The sequence below is a fragment of the Pseudomonas sp. 65/3-MNA-CIBAN-0223 genome, assembly GCF_040310425.1.
Lineage (GTDB): Bacteria > Pseudomonadota > Gammaproteobacteria > Pseudomonadales > Pseudomonadaceae > Aquipseudomonas > Aquipseudomonas gregormendelii.
In genome coordinates this window covers 85,594-109,737 of record NZ_JBEOPV010000019.1, presented here as the reverse complement: position 1 = coordinate 109,737, position 24,144 = coordinate 85,594, and the positions used below count along the sequence as shown (strand labels likewise).

Genomic DNA, 24,144 nt, shown 5'->3' with positions numbered 1-24,144 from the left:
GGCCATGCGCCATCATTCGGTCATTCATACACCGAAACTCAGTGACTACACAGAACTCACAAAGGTCTGGGAAGACTCGGTGCGCGCCACCCATGACTTTCTGCCGCAAAGCTACATCGAACTGCTGAAGAGCCTGGTGCTGACCCGCTACCTGGATGCAGTCATGCTGATCTGCACCAAGGACGCCCAGCAGCGCATCACCGGGTTTGCCGGGGTCGCTGGGGGCAAGATCGAAATGCTCTTCATCGACCCGGTTCACCGCGGCCAGGGCCTGGGCAAGCAGTTGTTGCGTTATGCCATGGAACACCTGAACGCCTATGAACTGGACGTCAACGAACAGAACCCGCAGGCGCTGGGGTTTTATTTCAAGCAGGGCTTCGAGGTCGTCGGTCGCACCGAGCATGACGGGATGGGGCAGCCTTATCCGTTACTGCATATGCGCTTGCGCCAAGACCAGCAACGCTCACAACATGCCTGACGCCATAAAATTCCTGTGGGAGCTGGCTTGCCAGCGATGCAGGCGCTGCGATGTGTCAGATGGACCGAGGTGATGCAATCGCTGGCAAGCCAGCTCCCAAGGGAAATTGAACCGTATTGAAATGGACCCGCGATTAACCGGCGCCCAGCAGGTACAATGCCCACCCCTTTTTTGTTACGGCCCTGTCATGACTGACCCGATTCGTCTCTCCAAACGCCTCATCGAACTCGTCGGCTGCTCCCGTCGGGAGGCTGAGCTGTTCATCGAGGGCGGCTGGGTCACCGTGGACGGTGAAGTCATCGATGAGCCGCAATTCAAGGTCGACACCCAGAAAGTCGAGCTCGACCCCGAAGCCAAGGCCACTGCGCCGGAGCCGGTGACCATTCTGTTCAACGTCCCGGCGGGCATGGACGCGGAAACGGCCATGGGCACCATCAGCGCCGATACCCTGAGCGAAGAACACCGCTTCAGCAAACGCCCGCTCAAGGGCCACTTCCTGCGCCTGACCGCCAGCACCGACCTGCAGGCCAATGCCAGCGGCCTGCTGGTGTTCACCCAGGACTGGAAAATCCTGCGCAAGCTGACGGCCGACTCCGCCAAGATCGAGCAAGAGTATGTGGTCGAGGTTGAAGGCGACATAGTTGCTCACGGCCTTAACCGCCTCAACCACGGCCTGACCTACAAAGGTAAGGAGCTGCCGCCGGTGAAGGCCAGCTGGCAGAACGAGAATCGCCTGCGGTTTGCGATGAAAAATCCACAACCAGGCGTGATCGCCCTGTTCTGCCAGGCCGTTGGCCTGAAGGTCGTTGCCATCCGTCGCATCCGCATCGGCGGAGTGTCCATTGGCAAAGTGCCATTGGGGCAATGGCGCTACCTGTCCGGCAAAGAGAAGTTCTAGGCTTTTCACGCCGCCCTACATTTCGGCGCCGCGATTTGAGCGGCGCCCACTGCTGAATATCAGGACTGCACACCATGATCCACAACGACGTACTGCGCAGCGTGCGCTACATGCTCGACATCAGCGACAAGAAAGTCATCGAGATCATCAAGCTCGGCGGCATGGACGTGAGCCTGGAAGATCTGCTGACTTATCTGGACAAGAAAGAGGAAGACGAAGAAGGCTTCGTTCGTTGCCCGGATGAAGTCATGGCGCATTTCCTCGATGGCCTGGTGATCTTCAAGCGCGGTAAAGACGAAAGCCGTCCGCCACAGCCGATCGAAACGCCGGTCACCAACAACATCATCCTGAAGAAACTGCGCGTGGCCTTCGAACTGAAAGAAGACGACATGCACGCCATCCTCAAGGCTGCCGAGTTCCCGGTGTCCAAGCCTGAGCTGAGCGCACTGTTCCGCAAGTTCGGCCACACCAACTACCGCCCGTGCGGCGACCAGTTGCTGCGCAACTTCCTCAAGGGCCTGACCCTGCGCGTGCGCCCGCAATAATTGCAAGGCGGGAGCAAAACTTGCTCGCCCGCTCCCACAGGCTCTGTGGGAGCAAGGCTTGCCGGCGATGACGAACTGCCTGGCGCCACCGGTTAAACGGTTGATCGGGTTATCATGCCCACCCATTCCCGCCTCGACCCCACCCCATGACCTACAGCGTTTCCCCTATTGGTTTCGTGCGCTCCTGCTTCAAGGAGAAGTTCGCGATCCCGCGCCAACCGCAACTGGCTCCTGCCGCACGCGGCGTATTGGAGTTGGTGGCGCCATTCGATCAGGGTGAGGCCGTGCAGGGCCTGGAGCAGGTCAGCCACGTGTGGCTGCTGTTCCTGTTCCACCAGGCGCTGGAAGACAAGCCACGGCTGAAAGTCCGCCCGCCTCGTCTGGGCGGCAACAAATCCATGGGGGTTTTCGCCACGCGCGCGACGCATCGACCCAATGGCATTGGCCAGTCAGTGGTCAAGCTGGACAAGGTCGAAGCCGATCGCCTGTGGATATCCGGCATCGATTTGCTCGATGGCACGCCGATTCTCGACATAAAACCTTACGTGCCTTACGCCGACATCATCGACACGGCCTCCAACAGCATCGCCAGCGCTGCGCCGCCTCTGATTGCCGTGCAGTGGGTGGATTCGGCGCTGCAGCAGGCCCATGGCCACGCTCAGCGGCTTGAGGAGCCCCTGGTCGAGCTTATCGAACAGTGTCTGGCACAGGATCCGCGCCCGGCGTACCAGAAACCTGCACCACAGAGGGAATATGGCGCGCAGTTCTGGGATGTGGATGTGCGCTGGCATTACCCCGAGGCGGGCGTGATCCGCGTGCTCGAAGTCATACCCGCATCCAACTTGTAGGAGCTGCCGAAGGCCGCGATCTTTTGACCTTGATCTTCTTTCCCGAATTTCAAGAGCAAAAGATCGCAGCCTTCGGCAGCTCCTACCTGAAATTGTCGGACATAAAAATGCCCCCATTGCCTGAGCAGGCTATGGGGGCATTTTAGTGATGCGAATGGCTTACTTCTCGACGAACGCACGCTCGATCAGGTAATCACCCGGCTCGCGCATCCGCGGCGAAACCTTCAGGCCGAAGCTGTTCAACACTTCGCTGGTCTCGTCGAGCATGCTCGGGCTGCCGCACAGCATGGCGCGGTCGTCCTGCGGGTTGATCGGCGGCAGGCCGATATCGCTGAACAGCTTGCCGCTGCGCATCAAGTCGGTCAGGCGACCTTCGTTTTCGAATGGCTCGCGGGTCACGGTCGGGTAGTAGATCAACTTGTCACGCAGGGCCTCGCCGAAAAACTCGTTCTGCGGCAAGTGCTCGGTGATGAATTCGCGGTAAGCGACTTCATTGACGTAACGTACGCCGTGGCACAGGATCACTTTCTCGAAACGCTCGTAGGTTTCCGGATCCTGGATGACGCTCATGAATGGCGCCAGACCGGTACCGGTGCTGAGCAGGTACAGGTGCTTGCCCGGTTTCAAATCATCGAGTACCAGCGTGCCGGTAGGCTTCTTGCTGATGATGATCTCGTCGCCTTCCTTCAGGTGCTGCAACTGGGAAGTCAGCGGGCCATCAGGCACCTTGATGCTGAAGAACTCGAGATGCTCTTCCCAGTTCGGGCTGGCGATCGAGTAAGCGCGCATGAGCGGCCGGCCGTTGGGCTGTTGCAGGCCGATCATCACGAACTGACCGTTCTCGAAGCGCAGACCCGGGTCGCGGGTGCACTTGAAGCTGAACAGAGTGTCGTTCCAGTGATGAACACTGAGGACACGCTCGTGGTTCATGTTGCTCATGTACGGGGGACTCCTGGAGATTTTGCCTGCGCCGGTGATGTGCGCAATTGCATCGCATTCTAATGGCAGCGACAATATCTGTTAAATGGATTATTAAGATAAGGGTTATCGGTTATATAGATATGCGATTTACTCTCCGTCAACTGCAAGTCTTCGTCGCTGTCGCCCAGCAGGAAAGCGTATCCCGTGCTGCGGGACTGCTCAACCTCTCACAATCGGCGGCAAGCACTTCGATCACCGAACTGGAGCGCCAGTCCAGCTGCCAGCTGTTCGACCGCGCGGGTAAACGGCTGAGCCTCAATGCCCTCGGCAAACAGCTGCTGCCCCAGGCTGTGGCCCTGCTCGACCAGGCCAAGGAAATCGAAGACCTGCTCAACGGCAAGTCCGGTTTCGGCTCCCTGGCAGTCGGCGCCACCCTGACCATCGGCAATTACCTGGCCACCCTGCTGATTGGCAGCTTCATGCAGCGTCATCCTGAAAGCCAGGTGAAGCTGCATGTGCAGAACACTGCCAACATCGTGCAACAGGTCGCGCACTATGAAATTGATCTGGGTCTAATCGAAGGCGACTGCAGCCACCCGGACATCGAAGTGCAGAGCTGGGTCGAGGATGAATTGGTGGTGTTCTGCGCGCCCCAGCATCCTTTGGCCATACGCGGTACGGCGAGCATGGACGAGCTGTCGCAAGAAGCCTGGATCCTTCGGGAACAGGGCTCCGGCACGCGCCTGACGTTTGACCAGGCCATGCGACATCATCGCAGTGCGCTGAATATCCGCCTGGAACTGGAACACACCGAAGCGATCAAGCGCGCGGTCGAGTCAGGCCTGGGAATTGGCTGCATCTCGAGGCTGGCACTGCGTGATGCATTCCGGCGCGGCAGCCTGGTAGCGGTGGAAACCCCGGATCTGGACCTGGCGCGACAGTTCTATTTCATCTGGCACAAACAGAAATACCAGACCTCGGCGATGCGCGAGTTCCTCGACCTGTGCCGCGCCTTCACCGCCGGGGTCCAGCGCAGCGACGAGATCGTCCTGCCCACCATTGCTTAAAGCAGGATGACTGCCCAGACCAGCGCGATCATGGTCAGTGCCACGAACTGCGCGGCGCTGCCCATGTCCTTGGCATTCTTGGACAGCGGGTGCAATTCAAGCGAGATGCGGTCAATGGCCGCTTCCACGGCGGAATTGAGCAGTTCGACGATCAGCGCCAGCAGGCAAACGGCGATCAACAACGCCTGTTCCACCCGGCTGACATTCAAAAAGAACGACAGCGGTATCAGAATGACGTTAAGCAGCACCAACTGGCGGAATGCCGCCTCACCGGTGAAGGCCGCGCGCAGCCCATCCAGTGAATAACCCGAAGCGTTGAGGATGCGTTTGAGGCCGGTCTGGCCTTTGAAAGGAGACATAGAGTTAGCAACTGCACCAAAAAGGAGTGGGAAAGCTAGACCAGTGAAAGTCAAAAAAGCGTGAACGAGCCGGGTTTAATGGCTCGAAATTGACTCAAGTTGTTGCAAGAGCAACGCCGCCTGGGTGCGAGTGCGCACATTCAGCTTGCGAAAGATGGCGGTGACATGTGCCTTGATGGTGGCTTCCGAGACGCTCAGTTCATAAGCGATCTGTTTGTTCAGCAAACCTTCACACACCATGGTCAACACCCGGAACTGCTGGGGCGTGAGGCTGGCCAGGCCTTCGCTTGCCGCCTTGGCTTCGGCGGAGACACTGACCGCCTCAAAGGCCTGCGGGGGCCAGAACACATCGCCGTCCAATACCGCCCTGACGGCCTTTTGAATGACGCTCAGGTCGCTGGACTTGGGAATGAAGCCACTGGCCCCGAACTCGCGAGACTTGACCATGATCGAGGCCTCTTCCTGGGCCGACACCATCACCACCGGAATCTGCGGGTATTGCCCGCGCAACAGCACCAGGCCGGAAAATCCGTAAGCGCCTGGCATGTTCAAGTCGAGCAGAACCAGGTCCCAGTCGGACTTTTCGTCCAGGCGGGTCTCCAGTTCGGCAATACTCGCCACCTCCACCAGCCGGACTTCGGGGCCCAGGCCCAGGGTCAACGCCTGATGCAATGCGCTACGGAACAGTGGGTGGTCATCGGCAATCAGGATTTCGTATGTGGCCATTTTTCAAATGATCCTGTTTTTCAAACAACTCGAGGTACAGCCACGGAGCTGCACCAACAGGGCACGTTCAACGCCAATCACAAGCTAAAACGGCGTCTCAAACCTTGGCCGCGCCCCAATCGGCGCCAAGCATGCCCAGCGAAACCGGGGTGGTCAAGGAACATGGCCAGTACAGATCTTTACAGTATGGGCGACAATCAGCCCAAGGCAGCAGAACCGTTCTGCACGAAGGGCATCAGCTCGGCATGTGCGGGGGTAGAAACATTCATGTCCAGCTGGTGCTTGGCATCGAGGTAGTGCTGGCTGAACACGTCGAAATAAGCGTCCAGTGCCGATGCGGCCGCCACATCGCCGGCCAGATCCAGACACAGCGCCGCCACTTCGGCCGTACACAAATGTTCGCTACGCGTCGACCGGCGCAGGCGATAGCGTGACAGTTTCTCGGGCAGCAGGCTGAGGATCGGGAGCGCATCAAAGTACGGGCTTTTACGGAAGATCTTCCGCGCCTCGGTCCAGGTCGCGTCCAATAGAATGAACAGTGGGCGCTTGGCGCTATCGACCTCGACGGTGTTCGTTACCCGCTCAGGCTCGACATACTCGCCCGGAAACACCAGATACGGTTGCCATTGCGGGTCGCGCAGCAACGCCAGCAACTTCGGGTCGGTTTCAGTACGTGACCAGATGAATGCATGGTTGTCGCGCACCACGTCGGCAATCAGCCACCCGGTGTTGCTGGGCTTGAAGACTTCCTTGTTGGTCATGATTAGGCACACGCCGGAGCGCGCATCGACCTGCGGGCGCCAGGCACACAGGCAGTGGCTTTCGATCACGCGACAGGCACGGCAGCGAGTGGCCCTCCAGCCCCGGGCCTGTATCGGCTTGATGCCCTCTTCCTCACGCTGATCGCGCAAAAGGGCAACGGCATTCGCCGCAAAGAGAGGGGCAGAAGGGATTATCGACACGAACAACACTCGGCTGGGCATAAAGTAGTGTCAGTTTATCAGAGCAGTCCGCGCAAGCCTGTACCGTCCAGGCCTCGTCCCCTATAATTCGCCGCCACTGAACGCACAGTCATGTGACGGGTCGAACCACCAGTCACTGAACCAGGAGAGTTTCATGCTGCGCTTTATCGTTCCTACCGCTGCCATTTTGCTGGCGTCGTCCTTCAACGCCCAGGCCGCTTCCTTGAAAGACATGGAACTGAGCAAAATGCTGCAAAACGTTGCCGCTCAAAGCAGCGTCGGCACTCCGCGGGCAATCAATGAAGACATTCTCGATCAGGGTTACACCGTTGAAGGCAAAGAGCTGATCAACCACCTGAGCGTGCAGAGCACTCACGCCGACAAGATGCGCGCCGACCCGAAGGCTGTTTATTTCCAGCTGGGCTCCACCGTCTGCAACAACCCGGGCTTTCGCAAGCTGATGGCCAAAGGCGCGATCATGCGTTACGAATTCACCGAGGTTAAGACCAACCGTCCGGTCGCCAGCGAGCGTTTCCAGGAATCGGATTGCCCGAAAGTCAATCAGAAGAAAAAGTGATCACCGGCAATTAGCGCGTCGCTGTTCGTCCTCGGCGCGCAATTCCGCTATAAGGGCCTGCAAGTAACGCGAACGACGCTCGCCACCTGCGAGACGCCGGCAGCACTCTTCCTCGAGACTCAAATGGTTGGTCTCGGCTGATACCTTGAGCAATCGATACAGCTGCGTATCGATTTCCAGAATGACCTTGGTCATAGCTTCCCGCCTCCCTGCCCTTTCGCCCCAACTGCGCGATAAATCCTTTGAGTTACCTGTACCGTGCGTCTTGCCCCTGCGCAAAACGGTCGCGTCACGCCTGTTAGTAAGTAAATCAGAGCGCTGAACTCTCGGATCAGGTTCAGACGAGTGGTGAAATCACTTCTCGAATCGTTAATAAGCGATTGCCATGAAAGACTTTGCGGCGCAATGATCAAGTCAGCGCGAATCCTCGCCAAGGACTAGATTTAGAGTAATCACCACTACATCTTTGGGCCGGGAAGGAGCCGCCCGTCATGGATTTTTGAAGTTGCGAACGTTTTTTTCATTCACCGAAAAAAACCAGAGCCCGCACGCAAGGAGAAGTTGAATGCCTTACCAACCGAATGACCTCCTTAGCCGTCATTTTGCAGAAAGCGGCCACGACCTCACCAGCAAGGTCGAAGAACTCCTCAACCTGGTTTCACCTGCCAGCCCGAACTCCCCGATCTACCGAGACATGATCCTCACCGTGCTGCGCATGGCGCAGGAAGACCACAACCGCTGGAATGCCAAGATCACCCTGCAGGCCCTGCGCGAACTGGAACACGCCTTTCGCGTACTGGAACAGTTCAAGGGACGACGCAAAGTCACGGTTTACGGTTCTGCCCGCACACCTGTGGAAAACCCTCTGTACGCAATGGCTCGCGAGCTGGGCGCTGCGCTGGCGCGTTCAGACCTGATGGTGATCACGGGCGCCGGTGGCGGGATAATGGCGGCAGCCCACGAAGGCGCCGGCCTTGAACACAGCCTTGGCTTCAATATCACACTGCCCTTCGAGCAGCACGCCAACCCGACCGTCCGGGGCACGACCAACCTGCTGTCATTTCACTTCTTCTTCACGCGCAAGCTGTTCTTCGTCAAGGAGGCCAATGCGCTGGTGCTCTGCCCCGGAGGTTTCGGCACCCTGGATGAAGCCCTGGAAGTACTGACATTGATCCAGACCGGCAAGAGCCCTCTGGTGCCGGTGATACTGCTGGATGCGCCAGGCGGTACTTTCTGGCAGGGCGCGCTGGACTTCATTCACCATCAGCTCGCAGAAAATCGCTACATACTGCCCACCGACATGAAGCTCGTCAGCCTGGTCTACAGCGCCGAAGAAGCGGTGGAACAGATCAATCAGTTCTACAGCAACTTCCACTCCAGTCGCTGGCTCAAGCACCAGTTCATCATTCGCATGAACCACAGGTTGAGCGACCAGGCACTCGACCATATGCAGGAAGCGTTCGCCGATCTGTGCCTGAGCGACCATTTCCATCAACACGCCTACAGCGGCGAAGAACACGACGACGAACAGTTCAGCCACCTGGCACGACTGGCGTTCACCTTCAATGCGCGGGATCACGGACGTCTGCGCGAACTGGTGGATTACATCAACCTGCCGGAAAACTGGGCACAACCCAAACCCCAGGCTCAACAGCGCACGCGGGAACCTTCAAAGGTGACGTGATGCGAATAAAAAAGGCCCGCTATCACTGGCGGGCCTTTTTCATTTAATCGTCCATCCCTCGACCGCTGAACAGCCGACTGATCATTTCCATCGAATAGCCGCGATAACTCAGGAAACGCCCCTGCTTGGCGCGCTCCCTGGCATCGATGGGTAGATGCCCGGCAAACTTGCGCCGCCAGGTTTCTTCCAGCTGATCGTGCCAACTGATCCCGCTCTCGCGCAGAGCGAGCTCGATATCGGCGCGCTGCAGGCCACGCTGGCTCAGTTCTTCACGGATACGCAGCGGGCCGTAACCCGAGCGGGCACGATAGGACACGAAGCTTTCAAGGTAACGGGATTCGGACAACAAACCCTCTTCCGTCAGACGGTCGAGTGCAGTGTCGATCATTTCAGGGAGAGCGCCGCGCTGACGCAGCTTACGCGTCAGCTCGACTCGACCATGCTCGCGTCGCGCGAGCAGGTCCATTGCGGTTCGCCGCACTGCGACGAGTGTATCGAGTACGGCGGTCATCGGATCAATCAAACATCTACATCAACCAGGTCATCTGCTTTCACCCGATCTGCCAACGCTTTGACGTCTGGTGCCGGACTCAGCAGTTTGTCGCGCAGCTGCTTCTCAAGTTTCGCCGCGATTTCCGGGTTGTCTGCCAGGAACTTGGCCGAGTTGGCCTTGCCCTGACCGATCTTGGTGCCTTCATAGGCATACCAGGCACCGGACTTCTCGACAAAACCATGCAGTACGCCCAAGTCGATCATCTCGCCATTGAGATAGATGCCCTTGCCGTAAAGGATCTGGAATTCAGCCTGACGGAACGGCGAAGCCACCTTGTTCTTCACAACCTTGACGCGGGTTTCGCTACCAACGACTTCATCACCTTCTTTCACCGCGCCAGTACGACGGATGTCCAGGCGAACCGAAGCGTAGAACTTCAGCGCGTTACCACCGGTGGTGGTTTCCGGGCTGCCGAACATGACGCCGATTTTCATCCGGATCTGGTTAATGAAGATAACCAGGCAGTTGGCGTTCTTGATGTTACCGGTGATTTTACGCAGGGCCTGGGACATCAGACGGGCTTGCAGGCCAACGTGCATGTCACCCATTTCGCCTTCGATCTCGGCCTTTGGAACCAATGCAGCCACGGAGTCAACGATGATCACGTCAACTGCGTTGGAACGCACCAGCATGTCGGTGATTTCCAGGGCTTGTTCGCCCGTGTCCGGCTGGGAAACCAGCAGGTCGTCGACATTGACGCCCAACTTGCCAGCGTACTCCGGGTCGAGTGCGTGCTCGGCGTCGACGAATGCGCAGGTGGCACCGGCTTTTTGCGCCTGGGCGATGACCGACAGCGTCAGTGTGGTTTTACCGGAGGATTCAGGACCGTAGATTTCAACGATACGGCCTTTAGGCAGACCGCCAATGCCGAGCGCGATGTCCAGACCCAGAGAGCCAGTAGAGATAGCCGGGATCGCCTGGCGGTCTTGATCGCCCATACGCATTACGGCACCCTTGCCGAATTGACGTTCGATCTGACCCAGGGCCGCAGCCAAGGCTTTCTTCTTGTTGTCGTCCATTAAAGTCCTCACGTAATCAATAAGGCCTGACGGCCAACACCTGTATAAGTAGACAGTATTATTCCACAGCGCTTCAGGATCGCCTACCCCTGATTTGAGATTTCTGAAGCGGCATGCCGTAGCAGCCCCTCTAGCGCGGCCTTCACCGTTTGTCGGCGGACCTCGTCGCGATTGCCCGGGAAGTGCTGGACCTCGCTGAACAGCTGCTCCCCGACGCCCCAGGCCAGCCAGACCGTACCGACCGGCTTGCTCGCAGATCCGCCATCCGGCCCGGCAACACCGCTGACCGCCACGGCAAAAGTCGCCCGGCTTTTATCCTGGGCGCCCCTGACCATGGCCTCGACCACCTCGCGACTGACCGCGCCTACGGTGGAGAACAGCTCGACAGGCACATTCAGCTGCTCGGTTTTCTGCCGGTTGGAGTAAGTCACGTAACCGGCTTCGAACCATGCCGAACTACCGGGAATCCGGGTAATTGCCTCGGCGATCCCGCCGCCGGTGCACGACTCTGCGGTCGTGACATGAGCATTGAGAACCTGCAGGCGTCTGCCAAGTTCAGCGGCGAGCTGGGTGATTTCTTTCACGGTCATCTCCTTGTCGGGCGGGATAAGCACTACCGTACACGAGCCGATTACGCTTGCAAGGCGCGCCCCCCATCAAAAATGTGAGGAAATGCGCGGTGCGCGCGGGGATGGAAGTGCATCGCAGGGCTTTCACTCCTGCGGCGGGCGGACTGCCCATGGTAATCTTGCGCCCATCGCGGAAAAGCCGGGCCGACGTCCCTCCTTTGCCCTACACATTTCAACGAATTTGCCTGATATCCGATGAATAAAGCGCTCTCCGATCTGTCCTCCCACACGCCAATGATGCAGCAGTACTGGCGCCTGAAAAACCAGCACCCCGACCAGCTGATGTTCTACCGCATGGGCGACTTCTACGAGATCTTCTATGAAGATGCGAAGAAAGCCGCCAAATTGCTGGACATCACCCTGACCGCGCGCGGGCAGTCTGCAGGGCAAGCGATCCCCATGTGCGGGATTCCTTACCACGCGGCGGAAGGTTACCTGGCGAAACTGGTAAAGCTTGGCGAGTCGGTGGTGATCTGTGAGCAGGTCGGCGACCCGGCCACCAGCAAAGGGCCAGTGGATCGCCAGGTGGTGCGGATCATCACGCCGGGTACGGTGAGCGACGAAGCGCTGCTGGATGAGCGCCGCGACAACCTGATTGCCGCGGTGCTGGGAGACGAGCGCCTGTTTGGCCTGGCCGTGCTGGATATCACCAGCGGCAACTTCACCGTGCTGGAAATAAAGGGCTGGGAAAACCTGCTGGCGGAACTGGAACGCGTCAATCCGGTGGAGCTGATGATCCCGGATGACTGGCCAAAGGACCTGCCCGCAGAGAAGCGCCGCGGGGTTCGTCGTCGCGCGCCGTGGGATTTCGAGCGTGATTCGGCGTTTAAAAGCCTGTGCCAGCAGTTCTCCACCCAGGACCTGAAAGGGTTCGGTTGCGAAAACCTGACCCTGGCGATCGGCGCTGCCGGCTGCCTGTTGAGCTACGCCAAGGAAACCCAGCGCACCGCCCTGCCGCACTTGCGCAGCCTGCGACACGAGCGCCTCGACGACACGGTAGTGCTGGATGGTGCAAGCCGGCGCAACCTGGAACTGGACACCAACCTTGCCGGTGGCCGCGACAATACCCTGCAATCGGTGGTTGACCGCTGCCAGACCGCCATGGGTAGCCGTCTGCTGACGCGCTGGCTAAACCGTCCGCTTCGCGATCTCAAGGTGCTGTTGGCACGCCAGACGTCCATCACCTGCCTGCTTGATGCCTATCGATTCGAACAGCTGCAACCGCAGCTCAAGGAGATTGGCGACATCGAGCGGATTCTCGCGCGGATCGGCCTGCGCAACGCCCGCCCCCGCGACCTCGCCCGCCTGCGTGACGCGCTCGGTGCGCTGCCGCAACTGCAGGTGGCGATGGCTGAACTGGAAGCGCCACACATCATTCAACTGGCCGCGACCACCAGCACCTACCCGGAACTGGCCGCGTTGCTGGAAAAAGCCATCATCGACAACCCGCCGGCGGTTATCCGTGACGGCGGCGTGTTGAAAACCGGCTATGACAGCGAACTTGATGACCTGCAATCCCTGAGCGAGAACGCCGGGCAATTCCTGATCGATCTGGAAGCGCGGGAAAAAGCCCGTACCGGCTTGTCGCACTTGAAAGTGGGTTACAACCGCATTCATGGGTATTTCATCGAACTGCCGAGCAAGCAGGCTGAGTCGGCGCCAGCGGATTACATTCGGCGCCAGACCCTCAAGGGTGCCGAACGCTTCATCACACCGGAACTCAAGGCTTTCGAGGACAAGGCGTTGTCGGCCAAGAGCCGGGCGCTGGCCCGCGAGAAGATGCTGTACGAAGCATTGCTCGAAGACCTGATATCAAAGCTGCCGCCACTGCAGGACACTGCTGCGGCGTTGGCCGAACTGGACGTGCTGAGCAACCTCGCCGAACGTGCTCTGAACCTGGACCTGAACTGCCCGCGCTTCGTCGAAGAGCCGTGCATGCGCATCAGCCAGGGTCGCCACCCAGTGGTCGAGCAAGTGCTGACCACCCCGTTCGTGGCCAACGACCTGAGCCTGGACGACAACACCCGCATGCTGGTGATCACCGGTCCGAACATGGGCGGTAAATCCACCTACATGCGCCAGACCGCCTTGATCGTGCTGCTGGCGCATATCGGCAGTTTTGTTCCGGCAGCCAGTTGTGAGCTGTCGCTGGTCGACCGCATCTTCACGCGGATCGGCTCCAGCGATGACCTGGCTGGCGGGCGCTCGACCTTCATGGTTGAAATGAGCGAAACGGCGAATATCCTGCACAACGCCACCGAGCGCAGCCTGGTACTGATGGACGAAGTCGGACGCGGCACCAGTACGTTCGATGGGTTGTCCCTGGCGTGGGCAGCGGCGGAGCGCCTGGCGTTCCTGCGCGCCTACACCCTGTTCGCTACGCACTACTTCGAACTGACGGTATTGCCCGAGGCCCAGCCCCTGGTCGCCAACGTGCACCTCAACGCCACCGAACATAACGAACGCATCGTGTTCCTGCACCACGTCCTGCCGGGGCCTGCGAGCCAGAGTTATGGCCTGGCCGTGGCACAGTTGGCCGGCGTACCTGGCGAGGTGATTCTGCGTGCCCGCGAGCACCTTGGCCGACTGGAAGCCACCGCCTTGCCGCACGAGGCGCCCAAGCCGGTCAAAGGTAAAAACCGCGCGCCGCAGCAGAGCGACATGTTCGCCAGCCTCCCTCACCCGGTGCTGGATGAACTGGCTAAACTCGACCTGGATGACCTCACGCCACGCAAGGCGCTCGAAATGCTCTATGCACTGAAGACACGGATCTAACGCACTTGCTTGCAAGCTGTTAGAATCTCGCGCGGTTTGGGATGCTGCAGGCTACAGCCAGGCCTGCAGACTATCGCTCCCAAACCTGGCGACCCCAACGTGAAGGGGCTCCGCTGCCGCCGCCTGAGGAGAAAATTAGAAATGACCTTCGTCGTCACCGACAACTGCATCAAGTGCAAGTACACCGACTGCGTAGAAGTCTGTCCGGTGGACTGCTTTTACGAAGGCCCGAATTTCCTGGTGATTCACCCGGATGAGTGCATCGACTGCGCGCTGTGCGAACCAGAATGCCCTGCTGTGGCCATCTTCTCCGAAGATGAAGTCCCGGCCGGCATGGAAAACTTCATCCAGCTGAACATGGAGCTGGCCGAAGTCTGGCCAAACATCACCGAACGCAAGGATCCACTGCCGGATTCTGCGGCATGGGATGGCAAGACAGGCAAGCTCGAACACCTCGAGCGTTGATCTGATCGCGTTCGCGAAAAGGCCCGTTACGGGCCTTTTTTTTAAGATCAAAAGATCTTGCTTTTCTACAGGCAAAAAAAGGGGCGGTTTGACCCGCCCACATTTTTTCCCTAGTCCCTGTTTTCCTTTTCATCATCCTGATGAATCGCATCCTGCGATGTCCTTCCCCTCATCCTGAGGGGCGTGTCTATCCGTCGACACAACCCCGATACTAGACTTTTCCCAGCCATGGGCAACGCCTCTAAAATGCGAAATCGGATCAACAGCCAGCTTGGCATATAAAAATTATTTTCTTAAAATCAAAGACTTAATTAAGATATTGGTTGAACACAGCCAACTGTCTACCTGTAAAAATAACGAACACTTACAACAGAGTAAGCAAAGACTTACGCCAGCTGACTGCAAAACCGAGCCTCCCGCCGATTCAAATCCCAGCCAACAAAAAACCCCGAACCAGTCGGGGCTTTTCGCTGCCTGCCTGCATTGCGCTTATTGAAACAGCGACTCGCTCGACAAGCCGTTCTTCTCCAGGATTTCCCGAAGACGCTTGAGACCTTCAACCTGTATCTGCCTGACCCGTTCACGGGTAAGGCCAATTTCCAGGCCCACATCTTCCAGCGTGCTGCTCTCGTGACCGCGCAGGCCGAAGCGGCGAATCACCACCTCGCGTTGCTTGTCGGTCAGCTCGGACAGCCACTGATCAATGCTCTGGGAAAGGTCGTCGTCCTGCAGCAGTTCACAGGGATCGGTTGGACGGTCATCGGTAAGCGTGTCCAGCAGGGTTTTATCCGAATCCGGACCCAGCGAGACGTCGACCGAAGAAACCCGCTCGTTCAAGCCCAGCATGCGCTTGACCTCGCCCACCGGTTTTTCCAGCAGGTTGGCGATTTCTTCGGGTGAAGGTTCATGATCAAGTTTTTGCGTCAGTTCCCGGGCTGCCCGCAAGTAAACATTCAGCTCCTTGACCACATGAATCGGCAACCGGATGGTCCTGGTCTGGTTCATTATCGCGCGTTCGATGGTCTGACGAATCCACCAGGTGGCGTAGGTCGAAAAGCGGAAGCCGCGTTCAGGGTCGAACTTCTCTACCGCCCGAATGAGTCCGAGGTTGCCCTCTTCGATCAGGTCCAGCAGTGACAAGCCACGATTGACGTAGCGTCGGGCGATTTTCACCACCAGCCGCAAGTTGCTCTCAATCATGCGCTTGCGCCCAGCCGGATCCCCACTTTGCGACAATCGCGCAAAATGAACTTCTTCTTCGGGGGATAACAGAGGGGAAAAGCCGATTTCATTGAGGTACAGCTGCGTGGCATCGAGTGCACGCGTGTAGTCAATGTACTTGTGTTGCTTCAACGACGTGGAGTGTTTGGATTTTGTCCGAACGGAAGGTGTAGCCGCCCCTTCATCATTCGACATCGCATCCGCAACGACGTCGGTCTCCATCAGGAGAACCTCATCGTCGATGTCAAACTCCGGCACTTCTTTACTGAGAGCCATTGTTATAGTCCTTTGGTGAGTTCGACCTCAAGCTCAAGCGACGCCTTTATCCTTGGCAACGCTGGAGCCTGTTCCCTCTACGTGACGGAACAGGCTGGTAACAAATCAACGACGTGGCAGGAACTGCAGCGGATCTACAGGTTTACCTTGGCGGCGAATCTCAAAATGCAATTTCACCCGGTCTGTACCCGTTGACCCCATTTCGGCAATTGTCTGTCCGACCTTGACCTGCTGCCCCTCCCGAACCAACAGCCTGCGGTTATGTCCGTAGGCACTGACGTAGGTATCGCTGTGTTTGATGATGACTAATTCGCCGTAGCCCCTTAAGCCACTCCCGGCGTATACCACCGTCCCATCAGACGCAGCTAAAACAGGCTGTCCCAAATCTCCGGCGATATCAATTCCTTTATTCAAACTCCCGTTTGAAGAGAATTTTCCAATAAGAATGCCATTAGATGGCCATCCCCAGCCGGTCGGGGCTGGGCCTGCCGGAGGCAGTGGAGCGGCTGCCGGCTTGTTCGCGACGGACGGTACAACCACTGCAGTCGTTGGCCCAGAGCCATTTACCGGACGCTTGAAAACCGTCGTTTTACTCGACGATGAAGGCGTTGAATTCGAAGAACTGGAAACTGTTGAAGCCGTTGAACCGGTGCGCCCATCGAAGCGAATCGTCTGACCCGGATGGATGGTGTATGGCGCCGGAATGTTGTTGCGCGCAGCCAGGGCCTTGTAGTCCCAGCCGTAGCGGAAGGCGATGGAGAACAGGGTGTCCTTGGGTCGCACGACGTACTGGCCCGTCGTTACTGCCGGCCGTTGAGCCACGGCGTTGTTGCGATCGACGACGCGTACGTCGCTCGATTTGTTGCTGGAGCATCCGACCAGCAAGGTGCTCAAGACAAGGCCAGTCACCAGGCGCTGAAAGCTCGTGATACCGATTCGCTGCGCAATGACTTTGAGACTCACCCGCCGCTCCCTTTGTGGTGGCTGAAAATTTGAATTGCCAAGTATCGGCAGGAAATGACGCAAGTATAACGGGCCGTGCCGGCTTTACCTTAGTGAACTACCGCACACGTTTGCTCACTGACGATGAATCTGTTTAACCCGATGTTGCCGCTGTAAGACATGAGCAATCGAATAGAATTCAGCGCGTTTAAACAAATGCTCAGGCCAGCGGCCCGTTCAACAACGGCACGAACCGGACAGCACCCAGTACATGCCTGGAAAAACCCTGTTCTTCACGGACGATCAGCATCAATTGCTGGACCTCCCCCGAGCCGACCGGGATCACCAGGCGTCCACCCGGCGCCAACTGGTCGAGCAACGCCTGGGGTACATCTGTCGCGACCGCCGTGACGATTATTCCGTTGTAGGGCGCCAGCGCCGGCCAGCCTTCCCAGCCGTCCCCCCAGCGAAACACCACGTTGCGCAGGTTCAATTCGACCAGGCGCTCCTTGGCCCGGTCCTGCAGGACCTTGATGCGTTCCACCGAGAACACTCGCTCGACCAGCTGCGCCAGCACCGCCGTCTGATAACCCGAACCCGTGCCAATCTCGAGGACTTTGTCCAGCGGCCCCGCTTCCAGCAGAAGCTCGCTCATGCGCGCGACCATGTAAGGCTGGGAGATGGTCTGGTTATGGCCGATCGGCAACGCCGTGTCTTCATAAGCGCGGTGTGCCAGTGCTTCATCGACAAACAGATGACGCGGTGTACGGCGAATCACCTCCAGCACCTTGGCGTTGGAGAGGCCCTCGTCATACAGACGCTGGATCAGGCGCTCGCGGGTACGCTGGGAAGTCATGCCGATGCCGCGCCGCAGAATGTCGTCGTGCTCACGAGCCATTAGCGCAGGCCCTCCAGCCAGCCATCAAGATTTCTGAAGGCGTCATTGAAGGTTCGGTCCAGTTGCAGTGGAGTGATCGACACATAGCCTTGCACCACTGCGTGGAAATCCGTACCAGGGCCACCGTCTTCGGCGTCCCCGGCAGCTGCAATCCAGTAACCGGACTTGCCACGCGGGTCGACCACTTTCAGCGGTGCCGCAGCCCGGGCGCGATGGCCGAGGCGGGTCAGCTGAATGCCGCGAATGTGATCCAGGGGCAAATTCGGAATGTTCACGTTCAGCACCGTGCGCGGGGGCAGGTCGAGGTCAGCGTGGGCTTCTACCAGTTTGCGCGCAAAGTAAGCCGCTGTGGCAAGGTTCTCCGTCTGCCGTGAGACCAGGGAGAACGCGAAGGAAGGACGCTCCAGGAAACGTCCTTCGAGAGCCGCAGCAACCGTTCCGGAATACAGCACGTCGTCCCCAAGATTGGCGCCCAGGTTGATCCCCGAAACCACCATGTCCGGCTGGCGCTCCAGCAGGCCGTTGAGGCCCAGGTGCACGCAATCGGTAGGCGTGCCGTTGAGGCTGATAAAACCATTGGCCAGGGTTTGCGGGTGCAACGGACGGTCGAGCGTCAGCGAGCTGCTGGCGCCGCTTTTGTCCTGGTCGGGGGCGATAACCACGCACTCGGTGTAATCGGCCAGCGCAGCATAAAGCGCGGCGAGTCCGGGCGCAGTTACCCCATCGTCGTTAGAAATCAGAATACGCATGGGCTGTCCGTCTGCCCCACCGGCACCAGATCGACAAGTTCGCGCACCAATACAGTGGCGAAGCATCCAGCCGGCAGGACGAATTCCAGTTGCAGAATGTCAGGCTCGGGATAATGCCACGTCAACCCACCAATGGGCAGTCGCAGGATGCGACGTTCGTGGCTCATTCCGGCGTTAACCAGCCAATCGCGCAAGCCTGCTTCGCGAGAGGCGATTGCCTGCTCCAGTTCATGGACAACCCCAGCGGCCGGTGAGTCACCTTCACCCCACTGCGGACCTGTGGGATGCAGGTCAAGAATCGCCAGGCGCGGGTCGCTGCATTCAGCTTCGCCAGCCGGAAAGAAGCTGCGGCTGTCAGTGAAAGCCAGCAGGTCGCCGACCTGGGCACGCTGCCAGGTGCCGTCGGCCACTCGCGCCGCCAATACCTGGTTGAACAGGAAACTGCGGGCGCTTGAGAGCAGGCGCGAGCGCACGTTGCGCTGCTCCGGCAAAGCCTTGCGCGCAGCCCAGGCACGGGCATCGACCACGTTGCCGCCGTCGAAGCCGAAACGCTGGGTACCAAAATAATTGGGGACACCTTGTTTGCCGATCAACTGCAGCCGCTGTTCGATCGCCGCCTTGTCGCCAGCGAACTGGGTCAGGCGCAAGGTGAAGCCATTGGCCGAATGAGCACCGCGTTGCAGCTTGCGTTTGTGGCGACCGGTCTTGAGGATTTTCAACGTGTCGTTTTCGGCTGCCGACAAGTCGGGATCGGCCTTGCCCGGCAATTGCACGCTGAACCATTGGCGAGTCAGCGCCTGACGGTCCTTGAGCCCCGCGTAACTGACGGTGCGTAACGAAACGCCCGCAGCCTTGGCGATTCGCCGTGCCGCTTCCTCGGTGTTCAGGCCGCGCTTCTCGACCCAGATCCATAAATGTTCACCCTCGCCACTGAGGGGGATGTCGAGCACTTCATCGACCTGAAAATCTTCGGCAGTGGCTTTGAGTACCGCAGTGCCAAGCGCCTCACCATAGGCCCGCGGGCCAAGCAGTTGCAGTTCGTTCATGCGCGCAACAACAAGGCAACGGAATGCACGGCGATACCCTCTTCGCGTCCGACAAAGCCCAGCTTTTCGGTAGTGGTGGCTTTTACGTTCACCTGGTCCGGCTCAACTTGAAGATCGGCGGCAATAAGCGCGCGCATCGATTCGATATGCGGGGCCATTTTCGGTGCCTGGGCAACGATGGTGTTGTCGACGTTGCCGACTTTCCACCCCTTGGCGTGGATCAGGCCGACGACGTGACGCAACAGCACACGGCTGTCCGCGCCCTTGAATGTAGGGTCAGTGTCGGGAAAGTGCTTGCCGATATCGCCCAGCGCAGCAGCGCCAAGCAAGGCATCGCTCAAGGCGTGCAGCAGGACGTCACCGTCGGAGTGAGCGAGCAGCCCGAAGCCGTGTGCAATACGCACGCCGCCCAGAGTAATGAAATCGCCTTCAGCGAAACGGTGCACATCATAGCCGTGGCCAATACGCATAAAAAAAACGCCCCGAATTTTGTCAGGGCGTGATTCTACCTGCTTTGCAGGATATTAGGCGTTTAGAGCACGCCCGTGATGCTGCAAGTGGTCATCAATGAAACTGGCGATGAAGAAATAGCTGTGATCGTAGCCCGGTTGCAAACGCAACGTCAGCGGATGACCGGCCAGTTTGGCCGCCTGCTGCAGGGCTTCAGGCTTGAGCTGGGTGGCGAGGAAGTCGTCGCGATCACCTTGGTCAACCAGCAGTGGCAGCTTTTCGTCAGCCTCGGCAATCAGTGCACAGGCATCCCACTCGCGCCACTTTGACCGATCCTCTCCCAGGTAACGGGAGAAGGCTTTTTGGCCCCATGCACAATCCATCGGATTGTTGATCGGTGAAAACGCCGACACCGATTGATAGCGGCCCGGGTTGCGCAACGCGCAAACCAGCGCACCGTGACCGCCCATGGAGTGACCGCTGATACCGCGTTTGTCCGACGCCGGGAAATGCGCCTCGACCAACGCCGGCAGTTCCTTCACCACATAGTCATGCATCCGGTAATGCCGTGACCAGGGTGCCTGGGTAGCATTCAGATAAAAACCCGCACCCAGGCCAAAATCCCAGGCGCCGTCCGGATCGGCCGGCACATCGGGACCGCGAGGGCTGGTGTCCGGGGCGACGATGATCAACCCCAGTTCCGCGGCCATGCGCATGGCACCGGCCTTTTGCATGAAGTTCTCATCGGTGCAGGTCAGGCCGGACAGCCAGTACAGCACGGGCAGCTTGCCGCCCTGCTCCGCTTGCGGCGGCAGGTACACGGCGAACACCATGTCGCATCCGAGCTCATCGGAACGATGCCGGTAGCGTTTGTGCCAGCCGCCGAAGCTTTTCTGGCAGGAGATATTTTCCAGGCTCATGAGCCACCTCAGAAATGGATGACGCTACGGATGCTCTTGCCTTCGTGCATCAGGTCGAAAGCCTTGTTGATATCTTCCAGGCCCATGGTGTGGGTGATGAAAGTATCCAGCGGGATTTCACCGGTTTCAGCCATTTCGACGTAGCTTGGCAACTCGGTACGACCACGCACCCCACCGAACGCCGACCCGCGCCAGACTCGACCGGTCACCAGCTGGAATGGACGGGTGGCGATTTCCTGGCCTGCACCGGCGACGCCGATGATCACCGACTCGCCCCAGCCCTTGTGGCAGCACTCAAGCGCGGCGCGCATCAGTTGCACGTTGCCGATGCATTCGAAGGAAAAGTCGACGCCTCCATCGGTCATGTCGACGATGACTTCCTGGATCGGACGGTCAAAGTCTTTCGGATTGACGCAGTCGGTGGCGCCCAGCTGCTTGGCGATTTCAAACTTGGCCGGGTTGATATCGATGGCAATGATCCGGCCGGCCTTGGCTTTGACCGCACCGATGATCGCAGACAGACCGATCCCGCCGAGGCCGAAGATAGCCACGGTATCACCTGGTTTTACCTTGGCGGTGTTGAGCACGGCACCAATGCCGGTGGTGACCCCGCAACCCAGCAGGCAGACTTTCTCCAGAGGTGCTTCCTTGGCGATCTTGGCGACGGAGATTTCCGGCAGCACGGTGTACTCGGAAAAAGTCGAAGTCCCCATGTAGTGGAAAATTTCCTGCCCCTTGTAGGAAAAGCGCGTGGTGCCGTCAGGCATCAGGCCTTTGCCCTGGGTGGCGCGAATGGCCTGGCACAGGTTGGTCTTGCCCGACAGGCAGAACTTGCACTGGCGGCATTCCGGGGTATACAGCGGAATCACATGATCGCCGACAGCGACCGACGTCACGCCTTCGCCGATGGCTTCAACTACTGCGCCACCTTCGTGTCCCAGGATCGATGGAAAGATGCCTTCCGGGTCTGCACCGGACAGCGTGTAGGCATCGGTATGACAAACCCCGGAGGCCACTACGCGCAGCAGGACTTCACCGGCCTTGGGCATGGCGACGTCGACTTCAACGATCTCAAGAGGTTTCCTGGCCTCGAAGGCAACGGCGGCGCGTGACTTGATCATGGGGATAGATACTCCAGTGAATAAACGAGACAAGGAGTGTAATACATCGACTTACGGTGAATAATCAGGACAAAAGCAAAACATTATTGCTGCACAGGGATAATCACACATGTCCGAAAATCGCTGGGAAGGCATTGACGAGTTTGTGGCCGTAGCGGAATGCAGTCAGTTCACAGCGGCTGCGGAACGCCTTGGCGTTTCTTCGTCGCACGTCAGCCGACAAATCGTCCGCCTCGAAGAGCGTCTGCAGACCCGCCTGCTATACCGCAGCACCCGGCGGGTAACGTTGACTGAAGCCGGGCAGACATTCCTGCAACATTGCCAGCGCCTGCAGGATGGGCGCGAAGAAGCGCTGCGTGCAGTCGGCGACCTGACCAGCGAACCCAAGGGCATGCTGCGCATGACGTGCGCGGTGGCCTACGGCGAACGGTTTATCGTGCCACTGGTGACACGATTCATGGCGCTCTACCCGCAACTGCGCATTGATATCGAACTGAGCAACCGCCAACTCGATTTGGTGCATGAAGGCCTCGACCTGGCCATTCGTCTTGGCCGTCTACAGGATTCGCGGCTGGTCGCGGCACGCCTGGCGCCACGGCGCATGTACCTGTGCGCCTCCCCTTCCTACGTGGAACGCTACGGTCGCCCACACAGCCTGTCTGAATTGAGCCGGCATAATTGCCTGATCGGCAGTTCCGACCTGTGGCAACTGGAGCAGAACGGACGGGAGTTTGCCCAGCGGGTGCAGGGCAACTGGCGCTGCAACAGTGGGCAAGCGGTGCTGGACGCGGCGTTACAGGGGGTCGGGTTGTGTCAGCTGCCGGATTATTACGTGCTGGAGCATTTGAAAAACGGCGAGCTGATTTCCCTGCTGGATGCGCACCAGCCGCCGAACACGGCGGTGTGGGCGCTTTATCCGCAGCAGCGTCATCTGTCGCCGAAGGTGCGCAAGCTGGTGGACTATCTGAAGGAGGGCTTGGCCAAGCGGCCGGAGTATCGGGTTTGAGGGCTTGAAGATCAAAAGCGCCGGTGAGCCCAACGCTGACGCAACCATTCCAAATCTTCGGGGCGCGTAACCTTTAGGTTGTCGGAGCGACCTTCAATCAGACGCGGCGCTAACCCCGCCCACTCCATCGCCGACGCTTCGTCAGTGATAACCGCATCGGCCACCAGGCTGTCAGCCAGCGCACGATGCAGTGCACCCAGGCGAAACATCTGCGGCGTATACGCCTGCCAGATCACACTGCGATCTACGGTTTCAACCACACGCCCCTGCTTGTCGACCCGTTTCAACGTATCGCGCGCCGGGACCGCCAGCAGACCACCTACCGGATCATCCGCCAGTTCGCCTAGCAGCTTGTCGAGGTCGTCGCGGCTCAGGTTGGGCCGCGCAGCATCGTGGACCAGCACCCAATCTTCCTCGTTCGCACCCAGCGCATGCAAATGCAACAAGGCATTCAACACTGAGCCAGAGCGTTCGGCACCGCCCTCGACTCGCTGAATGCGCGCATCGCTCGCGCATTCAAGGTTGGGCCAAAAGGGATCATCAACAGCAAGACTGACCACCAACCCCTTAAGGCCAGGATGGTCAAGGAAACAGCCAAGGCTGTGTTCAAGAATAGTGCGCCCGCCCAGTTGCAAATATTGCTTGGGACGGTCCGCGGCCATACGGGCACCGACGCCCGCGGCAGGAATCACGGCCCAGAAGGCCGGTACCGAGGAATTCATTGAGCCAACTGGTAAAGGGTTTCACCGTCCTTGACCATGCCCAACTCATGGCGAGCCCGCTCTTCAACGGTCTCCATGCCTTTTTTCAACTCACTGACTTCTGCGTCCATGACCCGATTGCGTTCCAGCAAGCCTTCGTTCTCAGCGTGCTGATCGGCGATCTGCTGAGTCAGCTCGGCCACTTGCGCCAGGCTGCCATTACCCACCCAAAGGCGGTACTGCAGGCCAGCCAGCAACAGGAGCAAGACGAGAAACAACCAATTGGGACTGCGCATCGAATATCGGGT

At 58.8% G+C, this 24,144-nt stretch carries 28 protein-coding genes; 10 read left to right on the top strand and 18 right to left on the bottom strand.

What is annotated here, in order from left to right:
- Positions 1–4: 4 nt before the first annotated feature.
- From AAEZ09_RS21615 to tsaA, 4 genes are all read left to right on the top strand, one after another.
- Positions 5–478, top strand: coding sequence for a GNAT family N-acetyltransferase (locus tag AAEZ09_RS21615; protein ID WP_350600710.1), 474 nt, complete (start codon positions 5–7; stop codon positions 476–478).
- A 187-nt stretch (positions 479–665) separates the two neighbouring features.
- Complete coding sequence (locus tag AAEZ09_RS21610) at positions 666–1,376, top strand: rRNA pseudouridine synthase (RefSeq protein WP_350600709.1); 711 nt, start codon at positions 666–668, stop codon at positions 1,374–1,376.
- A 74-nt stretch (positions 1,377–1,450) separates the two neighbouring features.
- A complete protein-coding gene (locus AAEZ09_RS21605) occupies positions 1,451–1,921 on the top strand; it encodes a YehS family protein (protein ID WP_122837713.1) in 471 nt (156 codons plus the stop codon).
- Between the two features lie 146 nt (positions 1,922–2,067).
- Complete coding sequence (tsaA, locus tag AAEZ09_RS21600; RefSeq protein WP_350600707.1) at positions 2,068–2,769, top strand: tRNA (N6-threonylcarbamoyladenosine(37)-N6)-methyltransferase TrmO; 702 nt, start codon at positions 2,068–2,070, stop codon at positions 2,767–2,769.
- A 159-nt stretch (positions 2,770–2,928) separates the two neighbouring features.
- On the opposite strand, the gene fpr is transcribed toward tsaA, so the two are convergent.
- A complete protein-coding gene (fpr, locus tag AAEZ09_RS21595; protein ID WP_003443014.1) occupies positions 2,929–3,708 on the bottom strand; it encodes a ferredoxin-NADP reductase in 780 nt (259 codons plus the stop codon).
- Positions 3,709–3,830: 122 nt separating this feature from the next.
- Here fpr and AAEZ09_RS21590 point away from each other — a divergent pair, with 122 nt between their 5' ends.
- Positions 3,831–4,757 (top strand): LysR family transcriptional regulator, encoded by a 927-nt coding sequence (locus tag AAEZ09_RS21590; protein ID WP_045057557.1) that lies wholly within the window; start codon positions 3,831–3,833, stop codon positions 4,755–4,757.
- Here AAEZ09_RS21590 and AAEZ09_RS21585 read toward each other — a convergent pair.
- From AAEZ09_RS21585 to AAEZ09_RS21575, 3 genes are all read right to left on the bottom strand, one after another.
- Positions 4,754–5,116, bottom strand: coding sequence for a diacylglycerol kinase (locus AAEZ09_RS21585; protein WP_034149863.1), 363 nt, complete (start codon positions 5,114–5,116; stop codon positions 4,754–4,756). The genes AAEZ09_RS21590 and AAEZ09_RS21585 overlap by 4 nt on opposite strands.
- A gap of 75 nt (positions 5,117–5,191) precedes the next feature.
- Positions 5,192–5,842: a response regulator transcription factor ErdR gene (gene erdR / locus AAEZ09_RS21580; protein WP_045057556.1), complete on the bottom strand. Its 651-nt coding sequence runs from the start codon at positions 5,840–5,842 to the stop codon at positions 5,192–5,194.
- 197 nt (positions 5,843–6,039) lie between these two features.
- Entirely contained in the window at positions 6,040–6,798 is a 759-nt protein-coding gene (locus AAEZ09_RS21575; protein WP_236695818.1) for a tRNA-uridine aminocarboxypropyltransferase, read from the bottom strand.
- 160 nt (positions 6,799–6,958) lie between these two features.
- Between AAEZ09_RS21575 and AAEZ09_RS21570 the strand changes: the two genes are divergently transcribed.
- Positions 6,959–7,381, top strand: coding sequence for a quorum-sensing-regulated virulence factor family protein (locus AAEZ09_RS21570; RefSeq protein WP_045057554.1), 423 nt, complete (start codon positions 6,959–6,961; stop codon positions 7,379–7,381).
- On the opposite strand, the gene AAEZ09_RS21565 is transcribed toward AAEZ09_RS21570, so the two are convergent.
- Positions 7,382–7,576: a hypothetical protein gene (locus AAEZ09_RS21565; protein WP_350600705.1), complete on the bottom strand. Its 195-nt coding sequence runs from the start codon at positions 7,574–7,576 to the stop codon at positions 7,382–7,384.
- A gap of 370 nt (positions 7,577–7,946) precedes the next feature.
- Between AAEZ09_RS21565 and AAEZ09_RS21560 the strand changes: the two genes are divergently transcribed.
- Positions 7,947–9,065, top strand: coding sequence for an LOG family protein (locus tag AAEZ09_RS21560; protein WP_205893176.1), 1,119 nt, complete (start codon positions 7,947–7,949; stop codon positions 9,063–9,065).
- Positions 9,066–9,108: 43 nt separating this feature from the next.
- On the opposite strand, the gene recX is transcribed toward AAEZ09_RS21560, so the two are convergent.
- The 3 genes from recX to AAEZ09_RS21545 all read right to left on the bottom strand — a co-directional run bounded on the left by recX (position 9,109) and on the right by AAEZ09_RS21545 (position 11,221).
- A complete protein-coding gene (gene recX, locus AAEZ09_RS21555) occupies positions 9,109–9,576 on the bottom strand; it encodes a recombination regulator RecX (protein ID WP_045057551.1) in 468 nt (155 codons plus the stop codon).
- A gap of 8 nt (positions 9,577–9,584) precedes the next feature.
- On the bottom strand, positions 9,585–10,637 hold the full coding sequence (gene recA / locus AAEZ09_RS21550; RefSeq protein WP_045057550.1) for a recombinase RecA: 1,053 nt from the start codon (positions 10,635–10,637) through the stop codon (positions 9,585–9,587).
- Between the two features lie 83 nt (positions 10,638–10,720).
- Positions 10,721–11,221, bottom strand: coding sequence for a CinA family protein (locus AAEZ09_RS21545; protein ID WP_045057558.1), 501 nt, complete (start codon positions 11,219–11,221; stop codon positions 10,721–10,723).
- A gap of 240 nt (positions 11,222–11,461) precedes the next feature.
- Here AAEZ09_RS21545 and mutS point away from each other — a divergent pair, with 240 nt between their 5' ends.
- Positions 11,462–14,041, top strand: coding sequence for a DNA mismatch repair protein MutS (gene mutS / locus AAEZ09_RS21540; RefSeq protein ID WP_045057549.1), 2,580 nt, complete (start codon positions 11,462–11,464; stop codon positions 14,039–14,041).
- 141 nt (positions 14,042–14,182) lie between these two features.
- Complete coding sequence (fdxA, locus tag AAEZ09_RS21535; RefSeq protein WP_045057548.1) at positions 14,183–14,506, top strand: ferredoxin FdxA; 324 nt, start codon at positions 14,183–14,185, stop codon at positions 14,504–14,506.
- Between the two features lie 489 nt (positions 14,507–14,995).
- Here fdxA and rpoS read toward each other — a convergent pair whose 3' ends face one another.
- From rpoS to AAEZ09_RS21495, 8 genes are all read right to left on the bottom strand, one after another.
- Positions 14,996–16,003, bottom strand: a complete 1,008-nt coding sequence (gene rpoS / locus AAEZ09_RS21530; RefSeq protein WP_045060152.1) for an RNA polymerase sigma factor RpoS — start codon at positions 16,001–16,003, stop codon at positions 14,996–14,998.
- Between the two features lie 105 nt (positions 16,004–16,108).
- Positions 16,109–16,966 carry a peptidoglycan DD-metalloendopeptidase family protein gene (locus tag AAEZ09_RS21525; protein ID WP_350600703.1) on the bottom strand — a complete coding sequence of 286 codons (858 nt, stop codon included), beginning with the start codon at positions 16,964–16,966 and terminating at the stop codon, positions 16,109–16,111.
- 199 nt (positions 16,967–17,165) lie between these two features.
- Positions 17,166–17,801, bottom strand: coding sequence for a protein-L-isoaspartate(D-aspartate) O-methyltransferase (locus tag AAEZ09_RS21520; protein ID WP_177328563.1), 636 nt, complete (start codon positions 17,799–17,801; stop codon positions 17,166–17,168).
- A gap of 41 nt (positions 17,802–17,842) precedes the next feature.
- Positions 17,843–18,592: a 5'/3'-nucleotidase SurE gene (surE, locus tag AAEZ09_RS21515; protein WP_045060149.1), complete on the bottom strand. Its 750-nt coding sequence runs from the start codon at positions 18,590–18,592 to the stop codon at positions 17,843–17,845.
- Complete coding sequence (gene truD / locus AAEZ09_RS21510) at positions 18,580–19,638, bottom strand: tRNA pseudouridine(13) synthase TruD (RefSeq protein ID WP_350600701.1); 1,059 nt, start codon at positions 19,636–19,638, stop codon at positions 18,580–18,582. Before truD ends, surE begins: the two co-directional genes overlap by 13 nt.
- The gene (gene ispF, locus AAEZ09_RS21505; RefSeq protein ID WP_045060147.1) at positions 19,635–20,108 is read right to left on the bottom strand and encodes a 2-C-methyl-D-erythritol 2,4-cyclodiphosphate synthase; all 474 of its coding nucleotides are present in this window, start codon (positions 20,106–20,108) and stop codon (positions 19,635–19,637) included. The genes truD and ispF overlap by 4 nt, the downstream gene beginning before the upstream one ends.
- A 54-nt stretch (positions 20,109–20,162) precedes the next feature.
- Entirely contained in the window at positions 20,163–21,008 is an 846-nt protein-coding gene (gene fghA, locus AAEZ09_RS21500) for an S-formylglutathione hydrolase (RefSeq protein ID WP_350600700.1), read from the bottom strand.
- 8 nt (positions 21,009–21,016) lie between these two features.
- Positions 21,017–22,129, bottom strand: coding sequence for an S-(hydroxymethyl)glutathione dehydrogenase/class III alcohol dehydrogenase (locus tag AAEZ09_RS21495; protein ID WP_045060145.1), 1,113 nt, complete (start codon positions 22,127–22,129; stop codon positions 21,017–21,019).
- Positions 22,130–22,238: 109 nt separating this feature from the next.
- Between AAEZ09_RS21495 and AAEZ09_RS21490 the strand changes: the two genes are divergently transcribed.
- A complete protein-coding gene (locus tag AAEZ09_RS21490; RefSeq protein WP_045060144.1) occupies positions 22,239–23,135 on the top strand; it encodes a LysR family transcriptional regulator in 897 nt (298 codons plus the stop codon).
- An 11-nt stretch (positions 23,136–23,146) separates the two neighbouring features.
- Here AAEZ09_RS21490 and ispD read toward each other — a convergent pair whose 3' ends face one another.
- Both ispD and ftsB read right to left on the bottom strand, forming a co-directional pair.
- On the bottom strand, positions 23,147–23,857 hold the full coding sequence (ispD, locus tag AAEZ09_RS21485) for a 2-C-methyl-D-erythritol 4-phosphate cytidylyltransferase (protein WP_045060143.1): 711 nt from the start codon (positions 23,855–23,857) through the stop codon (positions 23,147–23,149).
- Complete coding sequence (ftsB, locus tag AAEZ09_RS21480; RefSeq protein WP_008028992.1) at positions 23,854–24,132, bottom strand: cell division protein FtsB; 279 nt, start codon at positions 24,130–24,132, stop codon at positions 23,854–23,856. The genes ispD and ftsB overlap by 4 nt, the downstream gene beginning before the upstream one ends.
- Positions 24,133–24,144: the final 12 nt, after the last annotated feature.

Excerpts from the sequence above, each read along its gene's own strand:
- fdxA (WP_045057548.1), top strand. The coding sequence starts at position 14,183 with ATGACCTTCGTCGTCACCGACAACTGCATCAAGTGCAAGTACACCGAC.
- surE (WP_045060149.1), bottom strand. The coding sequence starts at position 18,592 with ATGCGTATTCTGATTTCTAACGACGATGGGGTAACTGCGCCCGGACTC.
- recX (WP_045057551.1), bottom strand. The coding sequence starts at position 9,576 with ATGACCGCCGTACTCGATACACTCGTCGCAGTGCGGCGAACCGCAATG.
- ispD (WP_045060143.1), bottom strand. The coding sequence starts at position 23,857 with ATGAATTCCTCGGTACCGGCCTTCTGGGCCGTGATTCCTGCCGCGGGC.
- AAEZ09_RS21570 (WP_045057554.1), top strand. The coding sequence starts at position 6,959 with ATGCTGCGCTTTATCGTTCCTACCGCTGCCATTTTGCTGGCGTCGTCC.
- AAEZ09_RS21610 (WP_350600709.1), top strand. The coding sequence starts at position 666 with ATGACTGACCCGATTCGTCTCTCCAAACGCCTCATCGAACTCGTCGGC.
- fpr (WP_003443014.1), bottom strand. The coding sequence starts at position 3,708 with ATGAGCAACATGAACCACGAGCGTGTCCTCAGTGTTCATCACTGGAAC.
- AAEZ09_RS21520 (WP_177328563.1), bottom strand. The coding sequence starts at position 17,801 with ATGACTTCCCAGCGTACCCGCGAGCGCCTGATCCAGCGTCTGTATGAC.
- AAEZ09_RS21495 (WP_045060145.1), bottom strand. The coding sequence starts at position 22,129 with ATGATCAAGTCACGCGCCGCCGTTGCCTTCGAGGCCAGGAAACCTCTT.
- tsaA (WP_350600707.1), top strand. The coding sequence starts at position 2,068 with ATGACCTACAGCGTTTCCCCTATTGGTTTCGTGCGCTCCTGCTTCAAG.
- AAEZ09_RS21560 (WP_205893176.1), top strand. The coding sequence starts at position 7,947 with ATGCCTTACCAACCGAATGACCTCCTTAGCCGTCATTTTGCAGAAAGC.
- AAEZ09_RS21490 (WP_045060144.1), top strand. The coding sequence starts at position 22,239 with ATGTCCGAAAATCGCTGGGAAGGCATTGACGAGTTTGTGGCCGTAGCG.
- ispF (WP_045060147.1), bottom strand. The coding sequence starts at position 20,108 with ATGCGTATTGGCCACGGCTATGATGTGCACCGTTTCGCTGAAGGCGAT.
- rpoS (WP_045060152.1), bottom strand. The coding sequence starts at position 16,003 with ATGGCTCTCAGTAAAGAAGTGCCGGAGTTTGACATCGACGATGAGGTT.
- AAEZ09_RS21615 (WP_350600710.1), top strand. The coding sequence starts at position 5 with ATGCGCCATCATTCGGTCATTCATACACCGAAACTCAGTGACTACACA.
- AAEZ09_RS21585 (WP_034149863.1), bottom strand. The coding sequence starts at position 5,116 with ATGTCTCCTTTCAAAGGCCAGACCGGCCTCAAACGCATCCTCAACGCT.
- fghA (WP_350600700.1), bottom strand. The coding sequence starts at position 21,008 with ATGAGCCTGGAAAATATCTCCTGCCAGAAAAGCTTCGGCGGCTGGCAC.
- recA (WP_045057550.1), bottom strand. The coding sequence starts at position 10,637 with ATGGACGACAACAAGAAGAAAGCCTTGGCTGCGGCCCTGGGTCAGATC.
- AAEZ09_RS21565 (WP_350600705.1), bottom strand. The coding sequence starts at position 7,576 with ATGACCAAGGTCATTCTGGAAATCGATACGCAGCTGTATCGATTGCTC.
- truD (WP_350600701.1), bottom strand. The coding sequence starts at position 19,638 with ATGAACGAACTGCAACTGCTTGGCCCGCGGGCCTATGGTGAGGCGCTT.
- AAEZ09_RS21605 (WP_122837713.1), top strand. The coding sequence starts at position 1,451 with ATGATCCACAACGACGTACTGCGCAGCGTGCGCTACATGCTCGACATC.
- ftsB (WP_008028992.1), bottom strand. The coding sequence starts at position 24,132 with ATGCGCAGTCCCAATTGGTTGTTTCTCGTCTTGCTCCTGTTGCTGGCT.
- mutS (WP_045057549.1), top strand. The coding sequence starts at position 11,462 with ATGAATAAAGCGCTCTCCGATCTGTCCTCCCACACGCCAATGATGCAG.
- erdR (WP_045057556.1), bottom strand. The coding sequence starts at position 5,842 with ATGGCCACATACGAAATCCTGATTGCCGATGACCACCCACTGTTCCGT.
- AAEZ09_RS21590 (WP_045057557.1), top strand. The coding sequence starts at position 3,831 with ATGCGATTTACTCTCCGTCAACTGCAAGTCTTCGTCGCTGTCGCCCAG.